At 63.0% G+C, this 19,260-nt stretch carries 16 protein-coding genes and 1 tRNA gene; 5 read left to right on the forward strand and 12 right to left on the reverse strand.

The window, feature by feature from the left end:
• Positions 1 to 164: 164 nt before the first annotated feature.
• Both fliD and fliS read left to right on the forward strand, forming a co-directional pair.
• Entirely contained in the window at positions 165 to 1,598 is a 1,434-nt protein-coding gene (gene fliD, locus GVM20_RS15015) for a flagellar filament capping protein FliD (protein WP_166548004.1), read from the forward strand.
• Between the two features lie 12 nt (positions 1,599 to 1,610).
• The gene (fliS, locus tag GVM20_RS15020) at positions 1,611 to 2,009 is read left to right on the forward strand and encodes a flagellar export chaperone FliS (protein WP_166548005.1); all 399 of its coding nucleotides are present in this window, start codon (positions 1,611 to 1,613) and stop codon (positions 2,007 to 2,009) included.
• Positions 2,010 to 2,053: 44 nt separating this feature from the next.
• On the opposite strand, the gene GVM20_RS15025 is transcribed toward fliS, so the two are convergent.
• Genes GVM20_RS15025 through GVM20_RS15035 form a run of 3 tightly spaced genes read right to left on the reverse strand, consistent with a single transcriptional unit; the run spans position 2,054 to position 5,577 of the window.
• Complete coding sequence (locus tag GVM20_RS15025; protein ID WP_166548006.1) at positions 2,054 to 2,926, reverse strand: alpha/beta fold hydrolase; 873 nt, start codon at positions 2,924 to 2,926, stop codon at positions 2,054 to 2,056.
• 55 nt (positions 2,927 to 2,981) lie between these two features.
• Positions 2,982 to 4,475, reverse strand: coding sequence for a lipopolysaccharide biosynthesis protein (locus tag GVM20_RS15030; RefSeq protein WP_166548007.1), 1,494 nt, complete (start codon positions 4,473 to 4,475; stop codon positions 2,982 to 2,984).
• Complete coding sequence (locus GVM20_RS15035) at positions 4,468 to 5,577, reverse strand: GNAT family N-acetyltransferase (protein ID WP_166548008.1); 1,110 nt, start codon at positions 5,575 to 5,577, stop codon at positions 4,468 to 4,470. The genes GVM20_RS15030 and GVM20_RS15035 overlap by 8 nt, the downstream gene beginning before the upstream one ends.
• Positions 5,578 to 5,780: 203 nt before the next feature.
• Between GVM20_RS15035 and GVM20_RS15040 the strand changes: the two genes are divergently transcribed.
• Positions 5,781 to 6,287, forward strand: coding sequence for a flavin reductase family protein (locus GVM20_RS15040; RefSeq protein WP_166548009.1), 507 nt, complete (start codon positions 5,781 to 5,783; stop codon positions 6,285 to 6,287).
• On the opposite strand, the gene GVM20_RS15045 is transcribed toward GVM20_RS15040, so the two are convergent.
• Together GVM20_RS15045 and GVM20_RS15050 are read right to left on the reverse strand one after the other, a co-directional pair.
• A complete protein-coding gene (locus tag GVM20_RS15045) occupies positions 6,284 to 7,396 on the reverse strand; it encodes an S-(hydroxymethyl)glutathione dehydrogenase/class III alcohol dehydrogenase (RefSeq protein WP_166548010.1) in 1,113 nt (370 codons plus the stop codon). The two genes, GVM20_RS15040 and GVM20_RS15045, sit on opposite strands and share 4 nt — an antisense overlap.
• A 20-nt stretch (positions 7,397 to 7,416) precedes the next feature.
• The gene (locus tag GVM20_RS15050; RefSeq protein WP_234032046.1) at positions 7,417 to 7,602 is read right to left on the reverse strand and encodes a C1orf53 family protein; all 186 of its coding nucleotides are present in this window, start codon (positions 7,600 to 7,602) and stop codon (positions 7,417 to 7,419) included.
• 144 nt (positions 7,603 to 7,746) lie between these two features.
• On the opposite strand from GVM20_RS15050, the gene GVM20_RS15055 reads away from it, so the two are divergent.
• Both GVM20_RS15055 and GVM20_RS15060 read left to right on the forward strand, forming a co-directional pair.
• Positions 7,747 to 10,173: a M1 family metallopeptidase gene (locus GVM20_RS15055; protein ID WP_353653174.1), complete on the forward strand. Its 2,427-nt coding sequence runs from the start codon at positions 7,747 to 7,749 to the stop codon at positions 10,171 to 10,173.
• Positions 10,170 to 10,688 (forward strand): DUF6702 family protein, encoded by a 519-nt coding sequence (locus GVM20_RS15060; protein WP_166548013.1) that lies wholly within the window; start codon positions 10,170 to 10,172, stop codon positions 10,686 to 10,688. The genes GVM20_RS15055 and GVM20_RS15060 overlap by 4 nt, the downstream gene beginning before the upstream one ends.
• Here GVM20_RS15060 and GVM20_RS15065 read toward each other — a convergent pair whose 3' ends face one another.
• From GVM20_RS15065 to GVM20_RS15095, 7 genes are all read right to left on the reverse strand, one after another.
• Positions 10,689 to 12,893, reverse strand: coding sequence for a putative bifunctional diguanylate cyclase/phosphodiesterase (locus tag GVM20_RS15065; RefSeq protein WP_166548014.1), 2,205 nt, complete (start codon positions 12,891 to 12,893; stop codon positions 10,689 to 10,691).
• A gap of 106 nt (positions 12,894 to 12,999) precedes the next feature.
• Positions 13,000 to 13,551 carry a hypothetical protein gene (locus tag GVM20_RS15070; RefSeq protein WP_234032047.1) on the reverse strand — a complete coding sequence of 184 codons (552 nt, stop codon included), beginning with the start codon at positions 13,549 to 13,551 and terminating at the stop codon, positions 13,000 to 13,002.
• Positions 13,552 to 13,664: 113 nt separating this feature from the next.
• Entirely contained in the window at positions 13,665 to 14,273 is a 609-nt protein-coding gene (locus GVM20_RS15075; RefSeq protein WP_166548040.1) for a TadE/TadG family type IV pilus assembly protein, read from the reverse strand.
• Positions 14,269 to 16,329, reverse strand: coding sequence for a TadE/TadG family type IV pilus assembly protein (locus GVM20_RS15080; RefSeq protein WP_166548041.1), 2,061 nt, complete (start codon positions 16,327 to 16,329; stop codon positions 14,269 to 14,271). The genes GVM20_RS15075 and GVM20_RS15080 overlap by 5 nt, the downstream gene beginning before the upstream one ends.
• A gap of 321 nt (positions 16,330 to 16,650) precedes the next feature.
• A complete protein-coding gene (locus tag GVM20_RS15085) occupies positions 16,651 to 17,061 on the reverse strand; it encodes a hypothetical protein (RefSeq protein WP_166548015.1) in 411 nt (136 codons plus the stop codon).
• A gap of 1,005 nt (positions 17,062 to 18,066) precedes the next feature.
• Positions 18,067 to 18,153 (reverse strand) — tRNA-Leu (locus GVM20_RS15090).
• A 119-nt stretch (positions 18,154 to 18,272) separates the two neighbouring features.
• Positions 18,273 to 19,229 (reverse strand): zinc-ribbon domain-containing protein, encoded by a 957-nt coding sequence (locus GVM20_RS15095; protein ID WP_166548016.1) that lies wholly within the window; start codon positions 19,227 to 19,229, stop codon positions 18,273 to 18,275.
• Positions 19,230 to 19,260 lie beyond the last annotated feature (31 nt).

Genomic DNA, 19,260 nt, shown 5'->3' on the forward strand with positions numbered 1-19,260 from the left:
GGACCACCGAAGGTGGTGGAGGGGCGGGCTACCGCGATCCGTAAGGTGATCTTGCGGGGCAGCGCCGCTTGCCCCTCCACCATGCTGCGCATGGCCCCCCTCCCCGTTCCGGGGAGGATTGCAAACATCCTTAAACTCGCGCGCCGCCGCCCGTCCTCACGATCATGACCACGACCTCCGGCTCATCCATCATCTCCGCGCTTGGCGCTGGCAGCGGCGTCGATTTCATCAAGCTGGCGCAGGATATCTCCGCCGCCAGCTTTGCCGCGCAGCGCAATGCCATCACCGCACGCAAGACCGCGCTGGAGGCGCAGATTTCTGCCGCCGGTAAGCTGCGCGGCGCGATTTCCGGACTGGTGAGCGCGCTGGGCGACCGCATCCGCAACGGCGATCTTGCGCCCAAGCCCGAACTTGCCAACCCCGCCGTCGCCAAGGTGACCGTGCCCGCTGGCCTCAACCCGCGCGGCAATTTCGCGCTGGAGGTGACCCAGCTTGCCCAAAGCCAGACGCTGGTGGGCCGTCCCTACGCCAATCGCGATGCGCTGGTGGGTCAGGGCACGCTCACCCTGCGGTTCGGCACGGTCAACGGCGCCAGCTTCACCCCCGATGTCGCGCGCGCCGCTGCCACCATTACCGTCACCGCGACCGATACGCTCGCAACGCTGGCGACCAAGATCAATCAGGCCAGCGGCGGGGCGGTGCAGGCCTATGTCGCCGAGGGCGCAAGCGGCGCGCAGCTGGTGATGAAAGGGGACGAAGGCGCGGCCAATGGCTTCGTGCTCGAAGCCGCGGGGGCGGGCGGCGCGGCGGCTCCGGGCGATCTCAGCTATAGCGGCTGGCAACCGGCGACCAATGCGGGCGAGTTGCAGACCGCCGCGCGCAATGCGGTGTCCCGGCTCGACACGGTGGAGCGCACCAGCCCGACCAACCGCGTCACCGACCTGCCGGGCGGGTTCGTCCTCAACCTCACCGCGACCAATGCCGGCGCGCCGACCAAGCTCAGCTTCGCCAGCAACACCGAGGCGATTGCCAGCGTGATGACGGATTTCGTCGCCGCGCTGAACGATATCGTCAGCCAGCTCGCCGATGTCGCCGCGCCGATTGGCGGGGAGCTCGGCAATGATCCCGGTGCGCGCGAATTGCGCCGCGCTCTCGCCGGATTGGCGGGCCAGATCGTCATGCCCGGCGCTGCCGAAGGCGAGCCGCGCACGCTCGGCGATCTCGGGCTGGCGCTGAACCGTGATGGCAGCTTCCGATTGGACAAGGCGCGCCTGAATCGCTCGCTTGAGACCAGCCCCGATGCCGTCGCGGCGATGTTCACCACCGGGGTCTCCGGCATATTCGCGACAATGGACCGCCTCGCGCGGGACAACAACCTGGTCACCGATCCCGGATCGCTGGGCGGATCGCTCAAGCGGTTCGAGGCGCAGAAAGCCGCCAGTGACGCGCGACTGGCGAAAATCACCGAGCAGCAGGACAACCTACGCGAACGCCTGACCCGCGAATTCACCGCGTCGGAGCGCCGTGTCGCAGCGTCGCAATCGACTTTGGCGTTCCTGCGCCAGCAGGTCGATATCTGGTCGAACAGCAATCGGTAACGGGGGCCTATAATGCAGATGTTCAGCCAGAACCCTGCCGCTGCCTATCGCCGGGTGGCGCTGGAAGCCCGGATCGAGGCTTCGGGCAGCGCCGATCTCACGCGCATATGTCTGGAAGAGGCTTACGCCGCGCTGGGGCAGGCATTGCGCGCCATAGAGCAGCAGTTGCCCGGTCATAGCGAGGCAGTAGCGGGGTCTTCGCGGGGTTATCGAGACCCGCTGAGCCGGGCGCAGACGATCCTGTTGTGGCTCGCCGGGTCGGTGGCGCCGGGCCATCCGTTGGGGGCAAGCCTCACAGCGTTCTATGGCGGACTGGCGAGCCAGACCGGGGTGCAAATCCAACAGCCGGACGCGCGGCGGATCGCCAGAATTCGTCAGGATATCAGCGATTTACTAGAGGCTGCGGCGTAGGGTTTCGCAGTGTTTCACGTGAAACATTTGACGAACATTGGCGCTCAGTCGATCCATTCCGCGATGATCCGCGCCGCGTCTGCCGGGTCCTGAAACGGGTGGAAGTGGGTCATGTCGGGCCGGTAAAGGTCAGTCCCCTGCGGCAGGACATTCGCCAATTCGGGCCAGGTCGGCGAGCTCTTGAAATCGTTGAGATTGGTCATCTGCGCCCGCACCACCAGCACCGGAATATCGACTGTCCGGGCGGTCTCCACGATCGCGCCGTTGCTGCGGCTTGAGGCATAGACGCTGGCTTCGACTTCGGGGGCGCAGGCCAGTTCCAGACCCTCGCCCGAGGCGGCTTGGGTCAGGCCGTAGCGGCAGTAATCGGCGAAAACGCGGGGGTCGAACAGGTTGTAGGGATCGCGGGTCTGGAAGCGCTCGATCATCGCGTCGGCGCTGGCGAAATCGCGCTTGCGGCGGATCGCGGGGTGGGGGTTGTCGGCGGTATAGAGCGGCTGGCCGTCCCCGTAGAACTCGGGCGCAAGGATCACCGGATCGAACAGCACGAGCCGGCTGAACCGTTCGGGCGCATCAGCGGCGACTTGCAGTAGGGTGTGCGCGCCCATCGAATGGCCGATGCCGACGGCGTCGGTGATGCCCGCCTGGGCGAAGAAATCGGCAACATCGCTGGCAACGACGCGCCAATCGTCAATCGGCCCGGCGCGCGATTGCCCGTGGCCGCGCAGGTCGATGGCGTAGGCGGGATGATCAGGGAAAGCCTCGACAATCGCGTCGAACACCCGCCCATGGAACCCGGTCGCATGGGCGAAGACGAGCGGCTTGCCGTCTCCGTCAGAGGCCCATTCGTGCACGGCAAGTTCGATGCCGCCAGTGGGGTAGAAGCGGGTGACGGGGGCGGGGCGGGTGGTGCTCATCCGCCTGCCCAACCGTATCACCGGCTCCAAGTCAATCGCACAGCTTTGCTAGGGGTCATTCGGCCGGAGCCGGTTCCGCCTCACCGCGATTGCGCAGGAAATGCAGCGCTTCGGCCAGCCGGTCCGGCGCGATCAGGTGGAGCGCGCCGAGGTACAGACCCACGCCGAGCAGCACGGCGCTCGCCAGCGCGGCGATGTCCGGCACCTCTGGCAAGGCCCGCAGCATCAGCCCCACGCCCGCCGCCATCACCAGCGCCGCAGCGGCCGGGGGTGCAATCGCGCTCGCCAGCCCGGCATAGCTGAAGCCCAGCACGGGGCGCGACAGCAGGATCGTCGCCCCGGTCAGCACTGCCATCCCGCCGACCCAGCCCCAGGCAAAGCCGACGAGGCCCCAGTTCGAACCGGTCAGGAATGCCAGCGGCATCACCACCGCGCCCAGCATCGTCACCTTGAGCGCGATCCCCGGAAAGCCGCGCGCATTGGTCGCGGGCGCGAACAGGATTTGCAGCGTCAGCATCGCCATTGCGCCCGCCAGGATCGGCAGCAGCGGGACGATCTGGATCCACTTTTCCCCCAGCAACACCGGCACCAGCACCGGGGCGACCACCGCGATCCCGGCATAGGCGGGCAGGCCGACCATCATCACCAACCGGATTGTGGCGAGCAGCGCGGAGGAACCCCAGTCGCTCTGCCCCTCACCCTGCTGGCGCGCATAGGCGGCGTAGGCGACTTCGTTGATCGGCGGGACGAACTTGGCCGCGAGCAATTGGGCGAGGAACAGGCCGGTGGTGTAAACGCCCAGACTGTGCGCATCGAGCACACGCCCGGCGATCATCACATCGGCCTGGCTCTGCACGAACCAGAACAGCTGCGTTGCGGTCATCACCCCGCCAAAGCCCGCGATATGGCCCGCGCCGGTAAAGCGGAAGATTGGGCGGATCGGCGCGTGCGCGGCCCAAGTCATGCCGACCGCTTCGGTCAGCAGCATGATCATCGGCGCGGCCACAAGCGTCCACACGCCCCAGCCGCTCAGGGCCCCGGTCAAAGCGGTCACCGCACCCGCCATCGCCGCCGCCAGCCGCACCTGTGCCGGGCGGCGGAAGTCCATCTTGCGGCTCAGCATCGCGTGCGGCAGCGCGCAGAATGGCACCGCGAGATAGAGCAGCGATTGCACCCGCAGCAGGTCTGTCACCATCGGCTGTTCGAACCACAGGGCCACCAACGGCGCGGCCAGGAACTGAGTCAGCGCCAGCCCGCCATTGAGCAGGATCAGCATCCCCAGCGTCTGGCGCAGGCGCTCGTCCGTCACCTCCTCCTCGCGGATCAGGGCACTCGCCAGACCCCAGCCATTCATGGTGCTGAGCAGCGTCAGCATCACCTGCGCCATCGCGAACAGGCCATAATCCTGCGGCGCGAGCAGGCGGATCACGATCAGGGTCGAGGCCCAGGACACGATCTGGGTCAGCACCTGACTGCCCGAGCGCCAGATCACCGCCGTGCGCACCTGCGCGGCGAGCGAGGGTTTGGAGATGGGGTCAGCCTCAGCCATCAATGGTCCTGCACGGCATGATCGCGGCGGTGGCGGGGGTGGGCGCCAGTTCGTCGCCCCAGGCTTGCGCCAGCATCCGCGCGGCGGAACGGCTGCGCACGAACAGCAGATCGGCCATCGCGTAGCCTTCGACCGCGCCCATGTCTTTCTTGTAGCCGGTGTCGCCCACGCCCATGTCCATCACGCTTTGCCCATCGGCAATGGCGTCCTCCATCGCGCGGTAATTGGTGAGCTTGCCGATGCCGAGGTGCTTCAGGTCTTCGACATAGCTGCCGGCAATGCCATATTGCACCGCGCCATCGTCGAGATCGAAGCTGAAGGCGACCGGGCGATCACCCATCATCAGGATCGTGGCCGAGAGATTCGCGGCGAGGACGGGATCGGTCAGCACATGGCTCCACAAGGCGCGCTGGGCGGGGGTCATGAACTTGGCGCCGCTGCCGTCGGTGGTGCGGCCGATCCAGCTTGCGGCTTCGATCCGGCCCATGTCCTCCAGCGCGCCGGTGTCCCAGCCCGTCCCGCGCACATAGCGCCAGCGCGGGGTGCCGTGCTCGTCGAGCTTGCGCCACGCGGCGCGCAATTTGCGGGCGGTCGAGGCGCTGGGCCAGCCCCGCTGGCGGGCAGCGTCGAGGTCGATCACCCAGCTTGTCCCGGCGGGGCGCGACAGCACGGTCCAGTTGGCGAGCTGGGCGGCGGCAATCAGCAGCGTCGTCGCCGGATCGTCGCACCGCGCCGGGCCAACCCGCCACACCGGGCCAAGACAGCGCGCGGCGGTGTGGTCGAGCGCATGGGCGAGTTCGAACACGTCGCAATCGGGCGCGAACAGCGGACTGCGCAGCGGCCAGTAGGATCCCGGCACCTTGCGTGCGCGGCCAATCATGGGGCCGAAAGTGATGGTCGGGATCGCGGCGAGCACTGTGCCGTCACCGCCGCGCCGCAACAGCAGCGTCCGCCCACGATTGGGCGCGCGGGCCGCATACCAGGCCGCGCGCAGGAAACCGTGTCCGGCAAGATTGCAGGATGCAAGCGTGTTGATTTCAGGCGGGAATCCCTCCACCGCTGCGACCGTCAGGCGGCTCGATGCAATGCTGCTCTCGTACATTCCTCACCTGCATGGCCCGTGTGGGCGAAGCGCAAACCTTGCCATAGCGGAGGGGCGTAACCACGCGGTTAACCACAGGCCTGACAATCGGGCGCTTTTGCCTGATGCCGCTGGAACCGTGGGCGGCGGTATTGATTGACACAGTGGGGCGGTATGCCGATGACCCCGGATGCGCGCCTGTTCCTTGATCGCCGGAGACCTTCGTGCCTGCTTCTGCTCCGGATATCTCTGCCGAAACCCGCGCGTTCCGCCAGCTGATGGGGCAATTTGCGACCGGTGTGGCGGTTATCTCGCTGGTGCCGCCCGGCGGCGGCGTGTCGGCGATGACGATCAATTCGCTGGTGTCGATCTCACTCGATCCGATGCTGGTGAGCTGGAGCTTGCAGAATTCGGCGAGCCTCTATGATGCCTATGCGGGCGCGGAGGCGTTTGCGTTCAGCATTCTGGCCGATAGCCAGCAGACGCTCGCCCGGCGCTATGCTGCGCGCGGGGACAGCGCGCTTGATCCGGCGGATTTTGAGCCGGGGCCGAGCGGGCTGCCGGTGATCCGTGGCGCGCTCGCCCACATCGCCTGCCGCCGGTTCGCGGTGCATCCAGCGGGCGACCATACGCTGATCCTCGGCGCGGTGACCGGGATCGCGCAGGCTGACACGGGCAGTGGACGCCCGCTGCTGTTCTTCGGCGGGCGGTTTGGCGAAATGGCGCCCTAGAACACCACCACGCTGCGGATCGACTTGCCTTCGTGCATCAGGTCGAAGGCGGTGTTGATCTCTTCGAGGCCCATGACGTGGGTGATCATCGGGTCGATCTGGATCTTGCCGGTCATGTACATGTCGACGATCTTGGGCACGTCGGTGCGGCCCTTGGCCCCGCCGAAGGCTGTGCCGCGCCAGTTGCGGCCCGTCACGAGCTGGAACGGACGGGTGGCGATTTCCTTGCCCGCTTCCGCAACGCCAATGATGATCGAGGTGCCCCAGCCCCGGTGGCAGGCTTCCAATGCGGTGCGCATCACTTCGGTGTTGCCGGTGGCATCGAAGGTGTAATCCGCGCCGCCATCGGTCATCTCGACGATCCTGGCGACCACCTCCTCGCGGCTCATGCCCTTCGAGTTGAGGAAGTGGGTCATGCCGAACTGGCGGCCCCAGTCCTCGCGCGCCGGGTTGATGTCGACCCCGATGATGAGGTTCGCGCCCGCCAGCCGTGCGCCCTGGATGACGTTGAGGCCGATGCCGCCGAGACCGAACACCACGACATTGTCGCCGACCTGCACCTTGGCGGTGTTGGTCACCGCGCCGACCCCGGTGGTGACGCCGCAGCCGATGTAGCAGGCGCTCTGGAACGGCGCGTCCTCGCGGATTTTGGCCACGGCGATTTCGGGCAGGACGGTGAAGTTCGAGAAGGTCGAGCAACCCATGTAGTGGTAGATCGGCTGACCCTTGTAGCTGAAGCGGGTTGTGCCATCGGGCATCAGCCCCTTGCCCTGGGTCGCGCGGATCGCGGTGCACAGGTTGGTCTTGCCGCTGAGGCATGACTTACACTGGCGGCATTCCGGCGTGTAGAGCGGGATCACGTGATCGCCCGGCTTCACGCTGAAGACGCCGGGTCCGACTTCGCGGACGATCCCTGCGCCTTCGTGGCCAAGCACGGAGGGGAAGATGCCCTCGCTGTCGAATCCGTCGAGCGTGTAGGCGTCGGTGTGGCAGATGCCGGTCGCCATGATTTCGACCAGCACTTCGCCCGCCTTCGGCCCCTCAAGGTCGAGTTCGACGATTTCGAGCGGCTTTTTCGCTTCAAAGGCAACGGCGGCGCGGGTCTTCATGGGGCGGATTCTCCGGTTGGTCAGCGGCGCGTCGGTACGGCCTCGTGATCGTAAGGGCAATGCCGACACGCCGATCCGCAACACTTCCCGCGCGCCAGATGGGCGACGCGGGTGAACACGGTGTAGCCGGTGTCGGGATCGCGATAGGTCGCCTCACCGCGCGCGCAGGCGGCTTCGTGCAGGGCGTGCCATGGTGGCTGGGTCATGGCGGCAAGCGATAAGGGACAAGTGTTCCGGATGCCATGCCTGAAACAAAATTGCCGCATGGGGCAGGATACCGTCTTGCGCGCCCGCCGCTTTTGCGCTCTCAAACGCCCCTGCCATTTTCCCGGAGAGCGCCCTTGCGTTTCGTGCTGTTTGTCGCCGCCCTGCTGTTCGCCGTCCCTGCTCACGCGCAAGGGGTTCAACAGACCAAGGGCAATTTCGAGGACAAGTTCCGCCAGCTGGACGAGGTGCTGCCCGACGCCAACACCTACCGCAACGCCAGCGGTGCGCCGGGGCATGAATACTGGCAGCAGAAGGTCGATTACAAGATCACGGCCACCCTCGACGAGACCAAGCGCCGCATCACCGCGCGCGCCACGGTGCGTTACACCAACAATTCGCCCGACAGCCTGCCGTGGCTGTGGATGCAGCTCGATCAGAACATCTTCAAAACCGATTCGATGGCCGAGCTGACCGATGCCTTCGGCGGCCCCGGTCGGCGCGGGCCGAAGGTGACACTGGGTTCCGGCAGCGAGCCGACCAAGCTGTCCTTCGAGGAACTGCGCCGTCAGCAGGCGATGGCCGACAACCAGTATGGCTATGACATCAGCGCCGTGAGATCGCTTGCGGGTGCGGACCTGCCGCATACCATCGTCGGCACGCTGATGCGGATCGATCTGCCCGCGCCGCTGGCTTCGGGTGAGACCACCGAATTCGCGATCGAATGGGCGTTCAACATCGTCGAGGAAGACGCCGTCAACGCACGTTCGGGCTACGAGCACTTCCCCGATGATCCGCGCAAGGGTGGGAACGACATCTTCCTGCTCGCCCAGTGGTTCCCGCGCATGGTGGTCTATTCGGACTACGAAGGCTGGCATAACAAGGAGTTCCTCGGGCGCGGCGAATTCACGCTCGAATTCGGCGATTACGAGGTCGATCTGACCGTGCCGTCGGACCACATCGTCGCCGCAACCGGCACGATCCAGAACCCCGACGCGGTGCTCACCGCCGCCCAGCGCCAGCGGCTCGAAACCGCCAAGAATGCGGATGCCCCCGTCTTCATCGTCACCCCGCAGGAGGCCGCTGCTGCCGAAGCGGGCAACCCCAAGGGCACCAAGACCTGGACATTCGCCGCCGCCAATGTGCGCGATTTCGCGTGGGCTTCCAGCCGCAAGTTCATGTGGGACGCGCAAGGGGTGAAGCAGCCGGGCGCGGAGAACGAAACCGTCCTCGCCATGAGCTTCTGGCCCAAAGAAGGCGGCGATCTCTGGAAGAAGTATTCCACCGCCGCCGTGGTGCACACGCTGAAGGTCTATTCGCGCTTCAGCTTCGATTACCCCTATCCCACCGCGCAGTCGGTCAATGGGCCGGTCGGCGGGATGGAATATCCGATGATCACCTTCAACGGCCCGCGCACCACCCTCAACAAGGATGGGACGCGCACCTATTCGCTGGCCGAGAAGATGTTCCTGGTCGGCGTGGTGATCCACGAGATCGGGCACATCTACTTCCCGATGACGGTCAATTCGGACGAGCGCCAGTGGACCTGGATGGACGAAGGGCTGAACTCCTTCCTCGATTCGGTTGCGGGTTACGAGTGGGACCCGAAGATGCCGTGGACCCGCAGCCTGCCGCGCGACATGGTCAGCTACATGGTGTCGAACAACCAGCAGCCGATCATGACGCAGTCGGACTCGGTCACGGACCTCGGCGCCAATGCCTATGGCAAGCCGTCGGCGGCCTATCACCTGCTGCGCGACACGATCATCGGGCGTGAACGCTTCGACTTCGCGCTGAAGGAATATGCCCGCCGCTGGAAGTTCAAGCGTCCGACCCCGGCTGACTTCTTCCGCACCATCGAGGAAGCCAGCGGCACCGATCTCGACTGGTTCTGGCGCGGCTGGTTCTACACCACCGATCACGTCGATATCACGCTGGATTCGATCTACCGGCTGAAGATGGACAGCAAGAACCCGGACATCGACCTGCCGCGTCGCCGGGCGGAACGTGCCGAGGAGCCGGAGGTGGTCGGCATCGGCCTCAATGAACAGCAAGGCCTGCCGATCTGGGTGCTCGAAAACCCCGGTGTGACCGACTTCTACGACAAGAATGACGAATTCACCGTCACGCCGAAGGACCGCAAGGGCTACACCGATTTCCTCGAAGCCCTGCTCCCGTGGGAACGTGCCGCGTTTGACCGTGCGGTGAAGGAGGACGCGAATTACTACGTCCTCAACTTCACCAACAAGGGCGGTCTGGTGATGCCGATCATCCTCGGCCTGACCTTCAAGGACGGCTCCACCGAGAAGCTCAACATCCCGGCGGAAATCTGGCGCCGCAATTCGCGCGAAGTCGCCAAGCTGCTGGTGTACCCCAAAGGCAAGGAGCTGGTGCAGGTGGTGGTCGATCCCGATTGGGAAACCGGCGACGCCGATCTCGAAAACAACCACTATCCGCGCCGCATCATTCCGAGCCGGATCGAGGCCTTCAAGGACGAAGCGTCGAAGTCGCGCGTCAGCCGCGATCTGATGGGTGAAGCCGCCGGGGCTGAGCCGGACAAGAAGAAGAAATGATCCGCCGCCTGCTGATGCTGCTAGCCTTGGTGCTGGCCCCGATCGGGGCTGGCACCGCCGGCGCGCATCAGCAGAAGTTCACGATCAGCACGGTCAGTCTCAACCCACGCACCGGCATGATCGAGATCGCGCATCAGGTGCCGGTGCACGATGCCGAGCATGCGCTGGTGGTGCAGCGGACGGGCAATCCCAACATCCACACGCCCGATATCATCGGCAGCGAGGACAGCCGCGAGGCCTTTGCGCGATATGTCACCCGGCGCTTCCTGCTGGTGGTCAATGACGCAATCATTACCCCCGATTACGTCGGCAGCGAGATCACGGGGGGCAGCCTGTGGGTCTATCAGGAGACGCCCGCACCTGAAGGTGAGGCCATGATCCGGGTCAATTCGCAGATCCTGACCGATGTCTGGGCGCGGCAGGAAAACCGGGTCAATATCGGCGGCGGCACCAGCGTGCAGACCTTCATCTTCAAGTCCGGAGACGTGGCCCAGACCACGCCGCTCACGCGGTAATCACGCCCGGCGGCGCTGCGCCGTTCCGGCCCCGTCCGTATCGGCAAAGCGCGCCTGCAAATCCGCCAGCAGCGCCGGTCGGCCATAGCGATAGCCCTGCACATGGCGGCAGCCGATGGCGCGCAGGAAGATTTCCTGTTCCTCGGTCTCGACCCCCTCCACCACGACGCGCAGGCCCAGGCTGTAGCCCATCTGCACAATCGCCTGAATGATCAGCCGCGACTGGTGATCCTCGCCAATCCCGGCGATGAAATCGCGGTCGATCTTGACCTTGTGGATCGGGAAGGCGCGCAGGTGGGTGAGTGACGAGAACCCGGTGCCGAAATCATCGAGGCAGATGGTGAAGCCGCATTCGTCCAGCATCGCCAGCGACGCGCGCAGCTGCCCGCCCGCGTCGATCAGCATGGTCTCGGTCACTTCGATGGTGATGTTCTGGGGGCTGAGCGGGCTATCGTCGATCACGTCGATCAGATGCTGCACGAAGTCGCCGCGCCGCAAATCGGCTTCCGACAGGTTGAGCCCGATCCGCGTGTCAGGCCCGAACAGAGCGAGGATTGCGGTGCCATCGGCCACGACCGAATCGAGCATCACCCGGCTGACCCGGCGCGACAATTCGGGATCGAGCAGGGCGGCAAACACGTCGCTCGCAGCCAGCAGGCGTCCATCCTCGTCGCGCAGCCGCAGCAGCGCTTCGACCGAGACGACTTCGCCGCTCTCCAGATCGACAATCGGTTGATAGGCCGCCATCGCCCGCCCGCTGTTGAGCGCCCCGCGCAGCTGCGCGATGGCGGTCTGGCGTTCGGACTGGCGCGCTTCGATGTGATGGTCCCAGCACACCACTGCGCCGCGCCCGGCCTCCTTGCCGCGATACAGCGCAAGGTCTGCCCGGCGCATGATTTCTTCGCTGCTCGCCGAGGTGCTCATCTGCGCTATGCCGCAGGTCGCGCCGATCTTGAGCATGGTGCTGCCGAGCGGCGGCATCTCCTCGAATTCGGCCAGCAGGTCCTCAAGGTAGCGGGTCACTTCGCCAAGCGTCATCGCGGGCGGGAACAGCATGGCGAATTCGTCACCACCCCAGCGCGCCAGAAACATGCCCGGCGCAATCCGCATCGTGAGCTGTTCGGCGATGGTTTCCAGCACCCGGTCTCCGACCAGATGGCCCAGCGTGTCATTGACGTCCTTGAACCCGTCGAGATCAAGCAGGGCGATCGTGACCGGCTCGGCCTCGGCCGCCTGCATCGCCTTGGCCAGCCTGCGATCGAAGCTGGCGCGGTTATAGAGCCCGGTCAGCCGGTCACGTTCGGCCGCACGGTTCAGGGCAACATTGCGCAGGTGTTCTTCGGTGCAATCAAGGATGATCCCGGCCACACATTCGGGCTGCCCGTCGACATCCATCCGTTCGCCGACCACGCGGATCCGGCGCCGTTCGCCATCGCGGCGGCGGATGGTGGTCTCAAAGCTGAACGGTTTGCCGTCCTCGATGGTGTCGTTGATCGCCTTGCTGACCATCGGGCGGTCTTCGGGCTGATAGAGCTGGACCACATCGGGGACGCTGACGGATCGGCCTGGCTCGAGTCCGGCGATATCGAACACCTGATCGGACCAGTGCAGCCGCCGGGTGGCGATATCGACCCGCCAGCTGCCGACATTGACCGCGCGTTCGGCCTGGCGAAACACTTGGGTCGACTGCTGGAGCGCAGCATTGGCAAGGCTCAAGGCGCGGGTACGGGCATTGAGCGCGAGGCTTTGTTCGGCAAGCTCGGCCAGCATTGCCAGCTGCGTGATCTGCTCGGGCCGGAAGGCGTTGGCTTCGGGCGAGATCACACACAGCGCGCCCAGCAGCACATCCTCGTCCGAACGGATCGGCACGCCGAGATAGGAGCGAATCCGAGGGCCGCCGGTGACAAGTTGGCTGTCACGCAGCCTATCGTCGGCTCGTGCGTCCGCGATCAGCAGTGGATCCTGGTTCAGCACGCAGACGGTGCAGAACGGGTCTTCGACCGGGGCTTCCAGCACGTCTGCGCCGGTGCGCCCCAGCACGCAGTGCTGTTCCTGCTCGACCACCGAGAGCAGCGCAATCGGGCAATTGAACATCGTGCTGGCGAGATGCGTGATGTGTGAAAAGACATCGCGCTCAGGAATCGCCTGAGCGCCGCGGTCGCGGATGGCAGTGAGACGGTGCTGATCCTTCACCCCCGCACCCATGCCCGAAAGCCCTTAATAAACCGTCGATAAGGGTCTGGGTATCTGACGAAGGTTAGTTATTGGCCAAGCCAGGGATGCAGCCGCCTCACGTGTCGAAGGCTTGGAACTAGTCACACAAGGAAGGTTCAACGCGCTCCGCATTTCGCGGCGCGGAAAGATCCCGACTGGCTCTGGTATTGAATGCCGCAAATTCGGTAATCGGCGAGGTTTCCACGCCCGTTACGGGGAAGATGGGCTCGTAGGTGTAGTAGATTTCGGTCACCATGACTGAGGTGCCGGCAGGGGACTGCACGCGCTGGTTCGGCGGACCCATGCCTTCGAAGGATGTGCCCCTTTCTCCCTGACCTTCGACACCATAAGCGGAGCTGAAGGTGCCTGCGCCATAGCATCGTTGCCACGCAATCCATTGGCCTCCATCGGCATTGCGTTGGAGACTGGACAGTATGATCCGTCCATTCCGTTCAAAATCCGGAAGATTGTCTTGCAGCTGCGCTCCGACGAACACATCGTTGATTTCGGCCTCGGAGATCTGCTGGACGCTTAGGCCTGCGCTTCGGGTTCCCATTCGCGACGCATTATCGGTGACCAAAACCGCGAGATCTCCGACCCTTTTTATAGCCAGGACGTAGTTCGCCAACTCCAATCCGAACGCCGCCATAACCAGCAAGATCGGGAGCGCGAAGGCAAACTCCGTTAGCGCTACGCCCCGGACATCCCGAAGGATATTCCTCCTGCTTGGCCCAGTGCCTCGTGTTCTTTTCGCAGAGACCATCACGCACACACGCCCGAAGTCGGCTGCGACTGCTGATCGAACGGTTGGTTCTTCAATATCGTGCGGGCTTGGAGCTCGACATCATTATCCATGCCGAAGAGCGCAGCGAGCGGGAAGAATCGGGTGTACCGCAAGGTCGCCGTGTAGATGACAACATCACGCGCGCCTCCTCCTCCGGCTCTGGCCCCGTTCAGGTCGAACCGGCTGTTGCCATTCAAATCGAGGTAGCTTTGCCCAGCGTCGCAGGTATCGTTATCATTGCCATCCACGAAAGGTTCGACGCGCGTTTGGGCTCGGCCGTAAGTATTGAACGACTCTCGGTCGAAGGTGACTGTGCCATCCGGCACGATCAACCTGACCTTTTCAGCGACACGAGCATCCATGTCGGCTCTTCTCTGATCCGTCGCAGTCTCAAGCGCTGAGGCGCGCCCCACTGCATTGATCTCTCCGCTCAATATAGAGCGTGCGTAGGCCATAAAGCCCAAGTCAAAAATGAACATTATGATGCCGATAAATATCGGAGCAACAACGGCAAATTCGACTATTGTCGCACCCGACGTGTCGCGCCCAAGGGTTCGATTGTTCAGGGGGGGCGAATAAGCATCAATCCGTCAACCTGAGCTCGGCCATCTGAGTTGCAATTTCGGTAAAGGTCTCGGTCAATTCGGCCGCGTTTCGTGCTTCGAAGGCTTTGCCTGGTGAAGCACAATTGATCAGAAGTTGATCGAGCTCGGTCCCGAAAGCGATCACCCAGAGCGTGATGTTCTTATTGTTCTTAGCGACGGAGCAAAGCTCACTGAGGCGCTGTTCCGATATGGAGTCTTCCTCCGTTCTCGAAGGAAAGGAGCTTGTCGGTGTGCGACGTCGTGCGACAGCAGCAATGCCCCACGCTGAATAGGTGAACGGCCTTGTGTCCTTCTGCCCATCCACCATCAAAATCATGTGTCTCTGCACGGCGCCGCCAGCATCGGCCTGACGGTGTTCCGAACTGAACAGCCCCTCACGCGAGATCAGGCGAAGGCCCCAGAGCATGCCGATCTCGTGATAGGTATATCCCTGGGGCCGCAGTGAGGCCATGTACGACTGGAGTTGCCCCCTGGACATTTCACCAAGCTTGCGTGCGGGCGAGGGACAAGCGCCCTCATAATTGGCAAGGTTGCCACCAAAAGGATTGAAGTAGTTGTAGGTCGATTGCAGCTTGATCCGCCGGGTGTAGGTCGGAGCCAATTGGCTAAACACCCACTGCCCATCGGTAAGCGGATTGTTTGAGACGCGGGTCTCTCTTTCCCGATTTCCCAATGACACGTTGCGTGCGTAAACCAGCGCCGGCAGGTAAGGCTTCCATTGCGTGTCGGGATCCGAACTGTCCGGCAGGAGGTCGATTTCCATATCGTAGCGCGGCGTCAGGAATGTTTCATTCGTTCGCCGCGTCGCCCGCTCCTCGATGCAGGCACGATCGCCATCCGGCCATCTGATGGTCCGGTTCGTCTGGTCATCGTTCACAGGTGCGGTGAAACTTCCGCCAGAGACAAGGGCATCGCCGGGACCGGAGCCCTTCAGAGGCCGAAGATCATACTGCACCGGTCGATAAATCCAGTGACGTGCCATGTTCGTGGACGGAGCGGTACCGGGACGTGTGTTCTGGCGGACCGTTTCAGTCTGTCGTTCGCGATAATTGACCCAATCACGGGGTGTAACCCAGCAATTCCCGCTGGCATCGCGCTGGACGGTAAATTGCGTGCCATTGAGCGTTCGGATGCGCGTGCGCGATCGCGGGAGCGACGTGGACGAAGGGTCCCAACTGCTCCATGCCGTAAACGTCTCGCTCCAGTTCTCCCGCGGAATGCTGGTCGGGCAATTTTCCGACGGCGCCCGATAGCGAGGACGCGCCGTGCTGGTGCCGCTCAGATAAGTGGCCGTTGTCTGACTTGTGGTGCTGGGGGGCGCGCTTCCGGAGGTTGTCCAGGTGTGAATGCCATCGGGCTCCCGCGAGTCATAGGTCCCAAAATCCTGAACCCAATCCCTCCTGAGCAACGTGCCCACGTTTACGGTCTGGGAATACGGCACGAAGCCGTAGCGGATACGCGCCCCTTCGGGCTTTGCGGCCTCCAGCGTATCAAAGAATGATGTGACGGCATTCGTAAGTGCATCAATGCGTCTGATGCTGTCACCCGGATTGGCGTCATTCATCGACAGGGTCGTATCCAGGACCATCATGACATCAGTATTGGGCAGGTTTAAATTCGCCGAGCAGGTGACGGTGACTTCCTGTGTCTCAATGCCGAAGAAGGTCATCAGGGTCATCGGAACATCAGCCGCAGCCGTGCCTTCCACCGCGCCGCCGGTTCTGGCCGCAAACGTCGCCGTCAGGTCGCCCGTGGCGTATTTTCCTTCGGGAAAGTTTGCGCGAAAGTAATTGTCAGCGACCTGCCGCGTTTCCCTTGTCCAATTCAGGCCGCTCATTGAGCGCCGCGACGCCAAAGCGCCAGCATCGCAAGCCGACTGAAGCCGCGACTGCACGAGATACATGCGGCTGAGATCTATGCCGCCGCCTATCAGCGCCATGATGGGAACGATGGCGGCTGCGGTCATCACGAGGGTGTTGCCCGCGTCGTTGCCAACGACGGACCGAATGAATGACAATCCGAGCGATCTCCGAACCATATTCAAACGCGCCCCTTGTAGATTAAGTATTCATCCGAAGCTGCTGAATAAAATAGTCAGACAACGGTGTTCGGATTTTCTACCGGCTGATCGTAAATAAATGGTTAACGGGTCCGATCAAGACTCTGAAATTACGCTGTATTATAGCGTCAGCGATAAGCCGCGCGAACGATGGCTGGTCTGTTGAGGAATTCAAACCTGCGATACTCGATCGCATGGATTACCGCGGAATACCTTGCTAATCAGGCCAATTAGTCTGCTTTGGGGCACGTTATGGCTTGATCGATTACATTCCCGCCACAATGAGAATAGTATTTAAGTCTATTCAAACATTTTTAGGGTCAATTCATGCTCTTGTCTCCGCCAATAGGCGGCGCTTGGGGTCGCCATGCATCCGATTGACAGCCCGAGCAGGAGCAGCGGAAAAATATGTAGCGACAGCCAAGTGAAGCTTTCCCAATAGAGCGACGGGAGCTGGATGTAGAGCGACATCTTTACGATTATCGAAGCCCCAATAAGCACGACTGCAATAAAAAGTCGCTGCACTGAGGCGAGATACCAAAGTATCAGGCTCGACAAGAAACAGAATGACGAGGAAATCGCGACTCGAATCGAGGCCATTTCAGGGCCAGGATTTCGGATGTATTCGATAATCGCGGCGGCTTCTAGTAAGAAGGCGCACCAAAACAGAAGATCGAATATCCACACGGTGACAGGTTTCTTCTGCGCCACGACTAATCATCCCATTGGATCATCGCATGACGGGGGCGAGCAAATCGCTGGTCGAACCCACCAATCCACTTTTCGCGCGCTTCGGCCATTACGAGGGCGTTGCCCGCGCCGTTGCGAACGACGGGCCGACACAATGCCAATCCGATCGATCTCCGAGACATAATCAAGAGTACCCTTTATCGCTTAAGTATCTATCCAACTCGGATAAATGAAATAGGAACGCACACGCGTCTGAATTCTTGTATCGGCTGATCGTAAATGGAGCGTTAACGCGAAAAATCAACATACTGAAAGAACCTGCAAATCTAGAAAAATGCATCATCTGGCAAACGTTGGCCGGCTTCTCGGGAACTTGAAGTGGGCGATTTCGACCCGCTTGGTTGGTGTCAGAACGGATTGATAATAAAGGTGTTTGTGCGGATTTTGGACACATTGTGCGCTAATGAAGTGCAATTTTTCCAAAGTGAGAAATGAATGTAAGTATATGGTCGCATTTAGTCGGTATGAATATGCTCTAATATTTTGGATAAGGTAGCTCGTGGTGCCGTCATACACACCGTTGCCAGGATCAATAGGAAAATCAGAAAAATCTGTCGCGACAGCGAGGCCTGCTCGCGGGTTGATGCCGAACCTGAGATCGAGTCCACCAGGCAAGAGACGCCCGGACGCGAAGCTATGGAGCGACAAGCGCCCGGTCGCTGGACAGACAAATCGCAAACGCGTCAGCCTGATCGCGGAAGCGATGGCCGTAGGAGACCTGCAGCTCTCCGATTGTTAGCAGGCGCAGGAATGGATGTTGGAGCACGCGGCGCAACGCAGCGCCGCGGCATCTGCGGCCCACATTCTCCTGATAGAGATAGGGCAGAGAACAGCCGGGATATCCGGCGCTTTCTTCATGCTGGGGCACAGCACGGCTGATCACAGCCCCAAAATCCCGCAGACCTGCGCCACCTTTCGCGCCGCCGCGGGCCCGAAGGCAAAATCTCGATTTCGGGAGAGACTGTTTGGTGCGGTCGAGAAGACTCGAACTTCCACGGGCTTTCGCCCACAACGACCTCAACGTTGCGCGTCTACCAATTCCGCCACGACCGCACTCGGGTTTGCCGGGGCAGCAAAGTGCTGGCCCCGCGGTAGGAGCGCGCCCCTAGCAAGGGGTATGGCGCCGCGCAAGCTCTTTGACGATGGCTTGCGATTGGCGCGTCATCTGCCGCTCAGTTGGGCGCCCAGCCGATGGCAGCCTTGGCGGCGCCGGGTGGGATATTGGTGATGGCCTGCGTCACAGTGATGGTCTCACCCGGGGCGAGGCGGCGCTTGGCCGGGGTGACCGGCCAGTCACCGATGTTGCGGTCGCGCCGGTCGCTGAACACCACCAGCAGGTTGGGAACATCAAGGCTTTCGCGCCCATTATTGGTGATCGTGCCGCGCACCCCGAAAATCTCCTCGCCGGTTTCGAGCATCTTCTTCTTCTGCTCGGCCGGGGGGAAATCGAGTTCGAGCCCCGGACGGCTGACACCGAAAGTCGGGCGGCTGATCGGCACCCATTCGGGTAGGCCGTAGTAATTCACGGCGACGATGGTACCCAGCACCATCGCTGCAAACAGCATGGCCGCCAGCGTCCACATCCGCAGCGTGTTGCGCCGCCGGGTGAAGGGCGCGCGGTACCCGAATTGCGAGCCGCCGTCCTCGTCATTGTCCTCATCCTCGAAGGGCGGGTCAGACATGTTGTCAGAGAGCGCGGGCGGCTCGGGCGGTGCCGCGTCCACAGGCGTTTCGCCGCGCGTACCGAAGCCGCGCCGTGCCACAGGCGCGTCTTCGTCGATAGCGTTCGGCGCGGCGGGCGGCTCGGGCGAGCGCCAGTGGCTGACCGAGGGACCAGCGGTTTCCGGTTCGGGAGCGGGCGCTGCCGCAAAGGGTGCAGGTGCCGGCGGGGGCGGAGGCGGAGCGACCGCCACAGTCTCGGCCACCTGCGACGGCGCGGGCTCAGCAACGGCGGGCTCTACTGAGACCGGCGGAGGCGCTTCCGACGCTGGCGCGTCCTCAGCCGATGGGGGCGGGTCCTGGAACCAGCTGTGCTTGCACTTCGCGCAGCGCACGGTGCGGCCCTCACTGCCGATGGCGGCATCGGGCACGGCGTAACGGGTGCCGCAGGCTGGGCAGGCGATGATCATGTCACAAATTGCATACTCGCCACACTCTTGC

The organism is Porphyrobacter sp. SLTP, assembly GCF_009905735.1.
Taxonomy (GTDB): domain Bacteria; phylum Pseudomonadota; class Alphaproteobacteria; order Sphingomonadales; family Sphingomonadaceae; genus Erythrobacter.

Coding starts and splice junctions, on each gene's coding strand:
- fliD (WP_166548004.1), top strand. CDS start 165: ATGACCACGACCTCCGGCTCATCCATCATCTCCGCGCTTGGCGCTGGC.
- fliS (WP_166548005.1), top strand. CDS start 1,611: ATGCAGATGTTCAGCCAGAACCCTGCCGCTGCCTATCGCCGGGTGGCG.
- GVM20_RS15025 (WP_166548006.1), bottom strand. CDS start 2,926: ATGAGCACCACCCGCCCCGCCCCCGTCACCCGCTTCTACCCCACTGGC.
- GVM20_RS15030 (WP_166548007.1), bottom strand. CDS start 4,475: ATGGCTGAGGCTGACCCCATCTCCAAACCCTCGCTCGCCGCGCAGGTG.
- GVM20_RS15035 (WP_166548008.1), bottom strand. CDS start 5,577: ATGTACGAGAGCAGCATTGCATCGAGCCGCCTGACGGTCGCAGCGGTG.
- GVM20_RS15045 (WP_166548010.1), bottom strand. CDS start 7,396: ATGAAGACCCGCGCCGCCGTTGCCTTTGAAGCGAAAAAGCCGCTCGAA.
- GVM20_RS15050 (WP_234032046.1), bottom strand. CDS start 7,602: ATGACCCAGCCACCATGGCACGCCCTGCACGAAGCCGCCTGCGCGCGC.
- GVM20_RS15060 (WP_166548013.1), top strand. CDS start 10,170: ATGATCCGCCGCCTGCTGATGCTGCTAGCCTTGGTGCTGGCCCCGATC.
- GVM20_RS15065 (WP_166548014.1), bottom strand. CDS start 12,893: ATGGGTGCGGGGGTGAAGGATCAGCACCGTCTCACTGCCATCCGCGAC.
- GVM20_RS15070 (WP_234032047.1), bottom strand. CDS start 13,551: ATGGCGGCGTTCGGATTGGAGTTGGCGAACTACGTCCTGGCTATAAAA.
- GVM20_RS15080 (WP_166548041.1), bottom strand. CDS start 16,329: ATGGTTCGGAGATCGCTCGGATTGTCATTCATTCGGTCCGTCGTTGGC.
- GVM20_RS15095 (WP_166548016.1), bottom strand. CDS start 19,229: ATGATCATCGCCTGCCCAGCCTGCGGCACCCGTTACGCCGTGCCCGAT.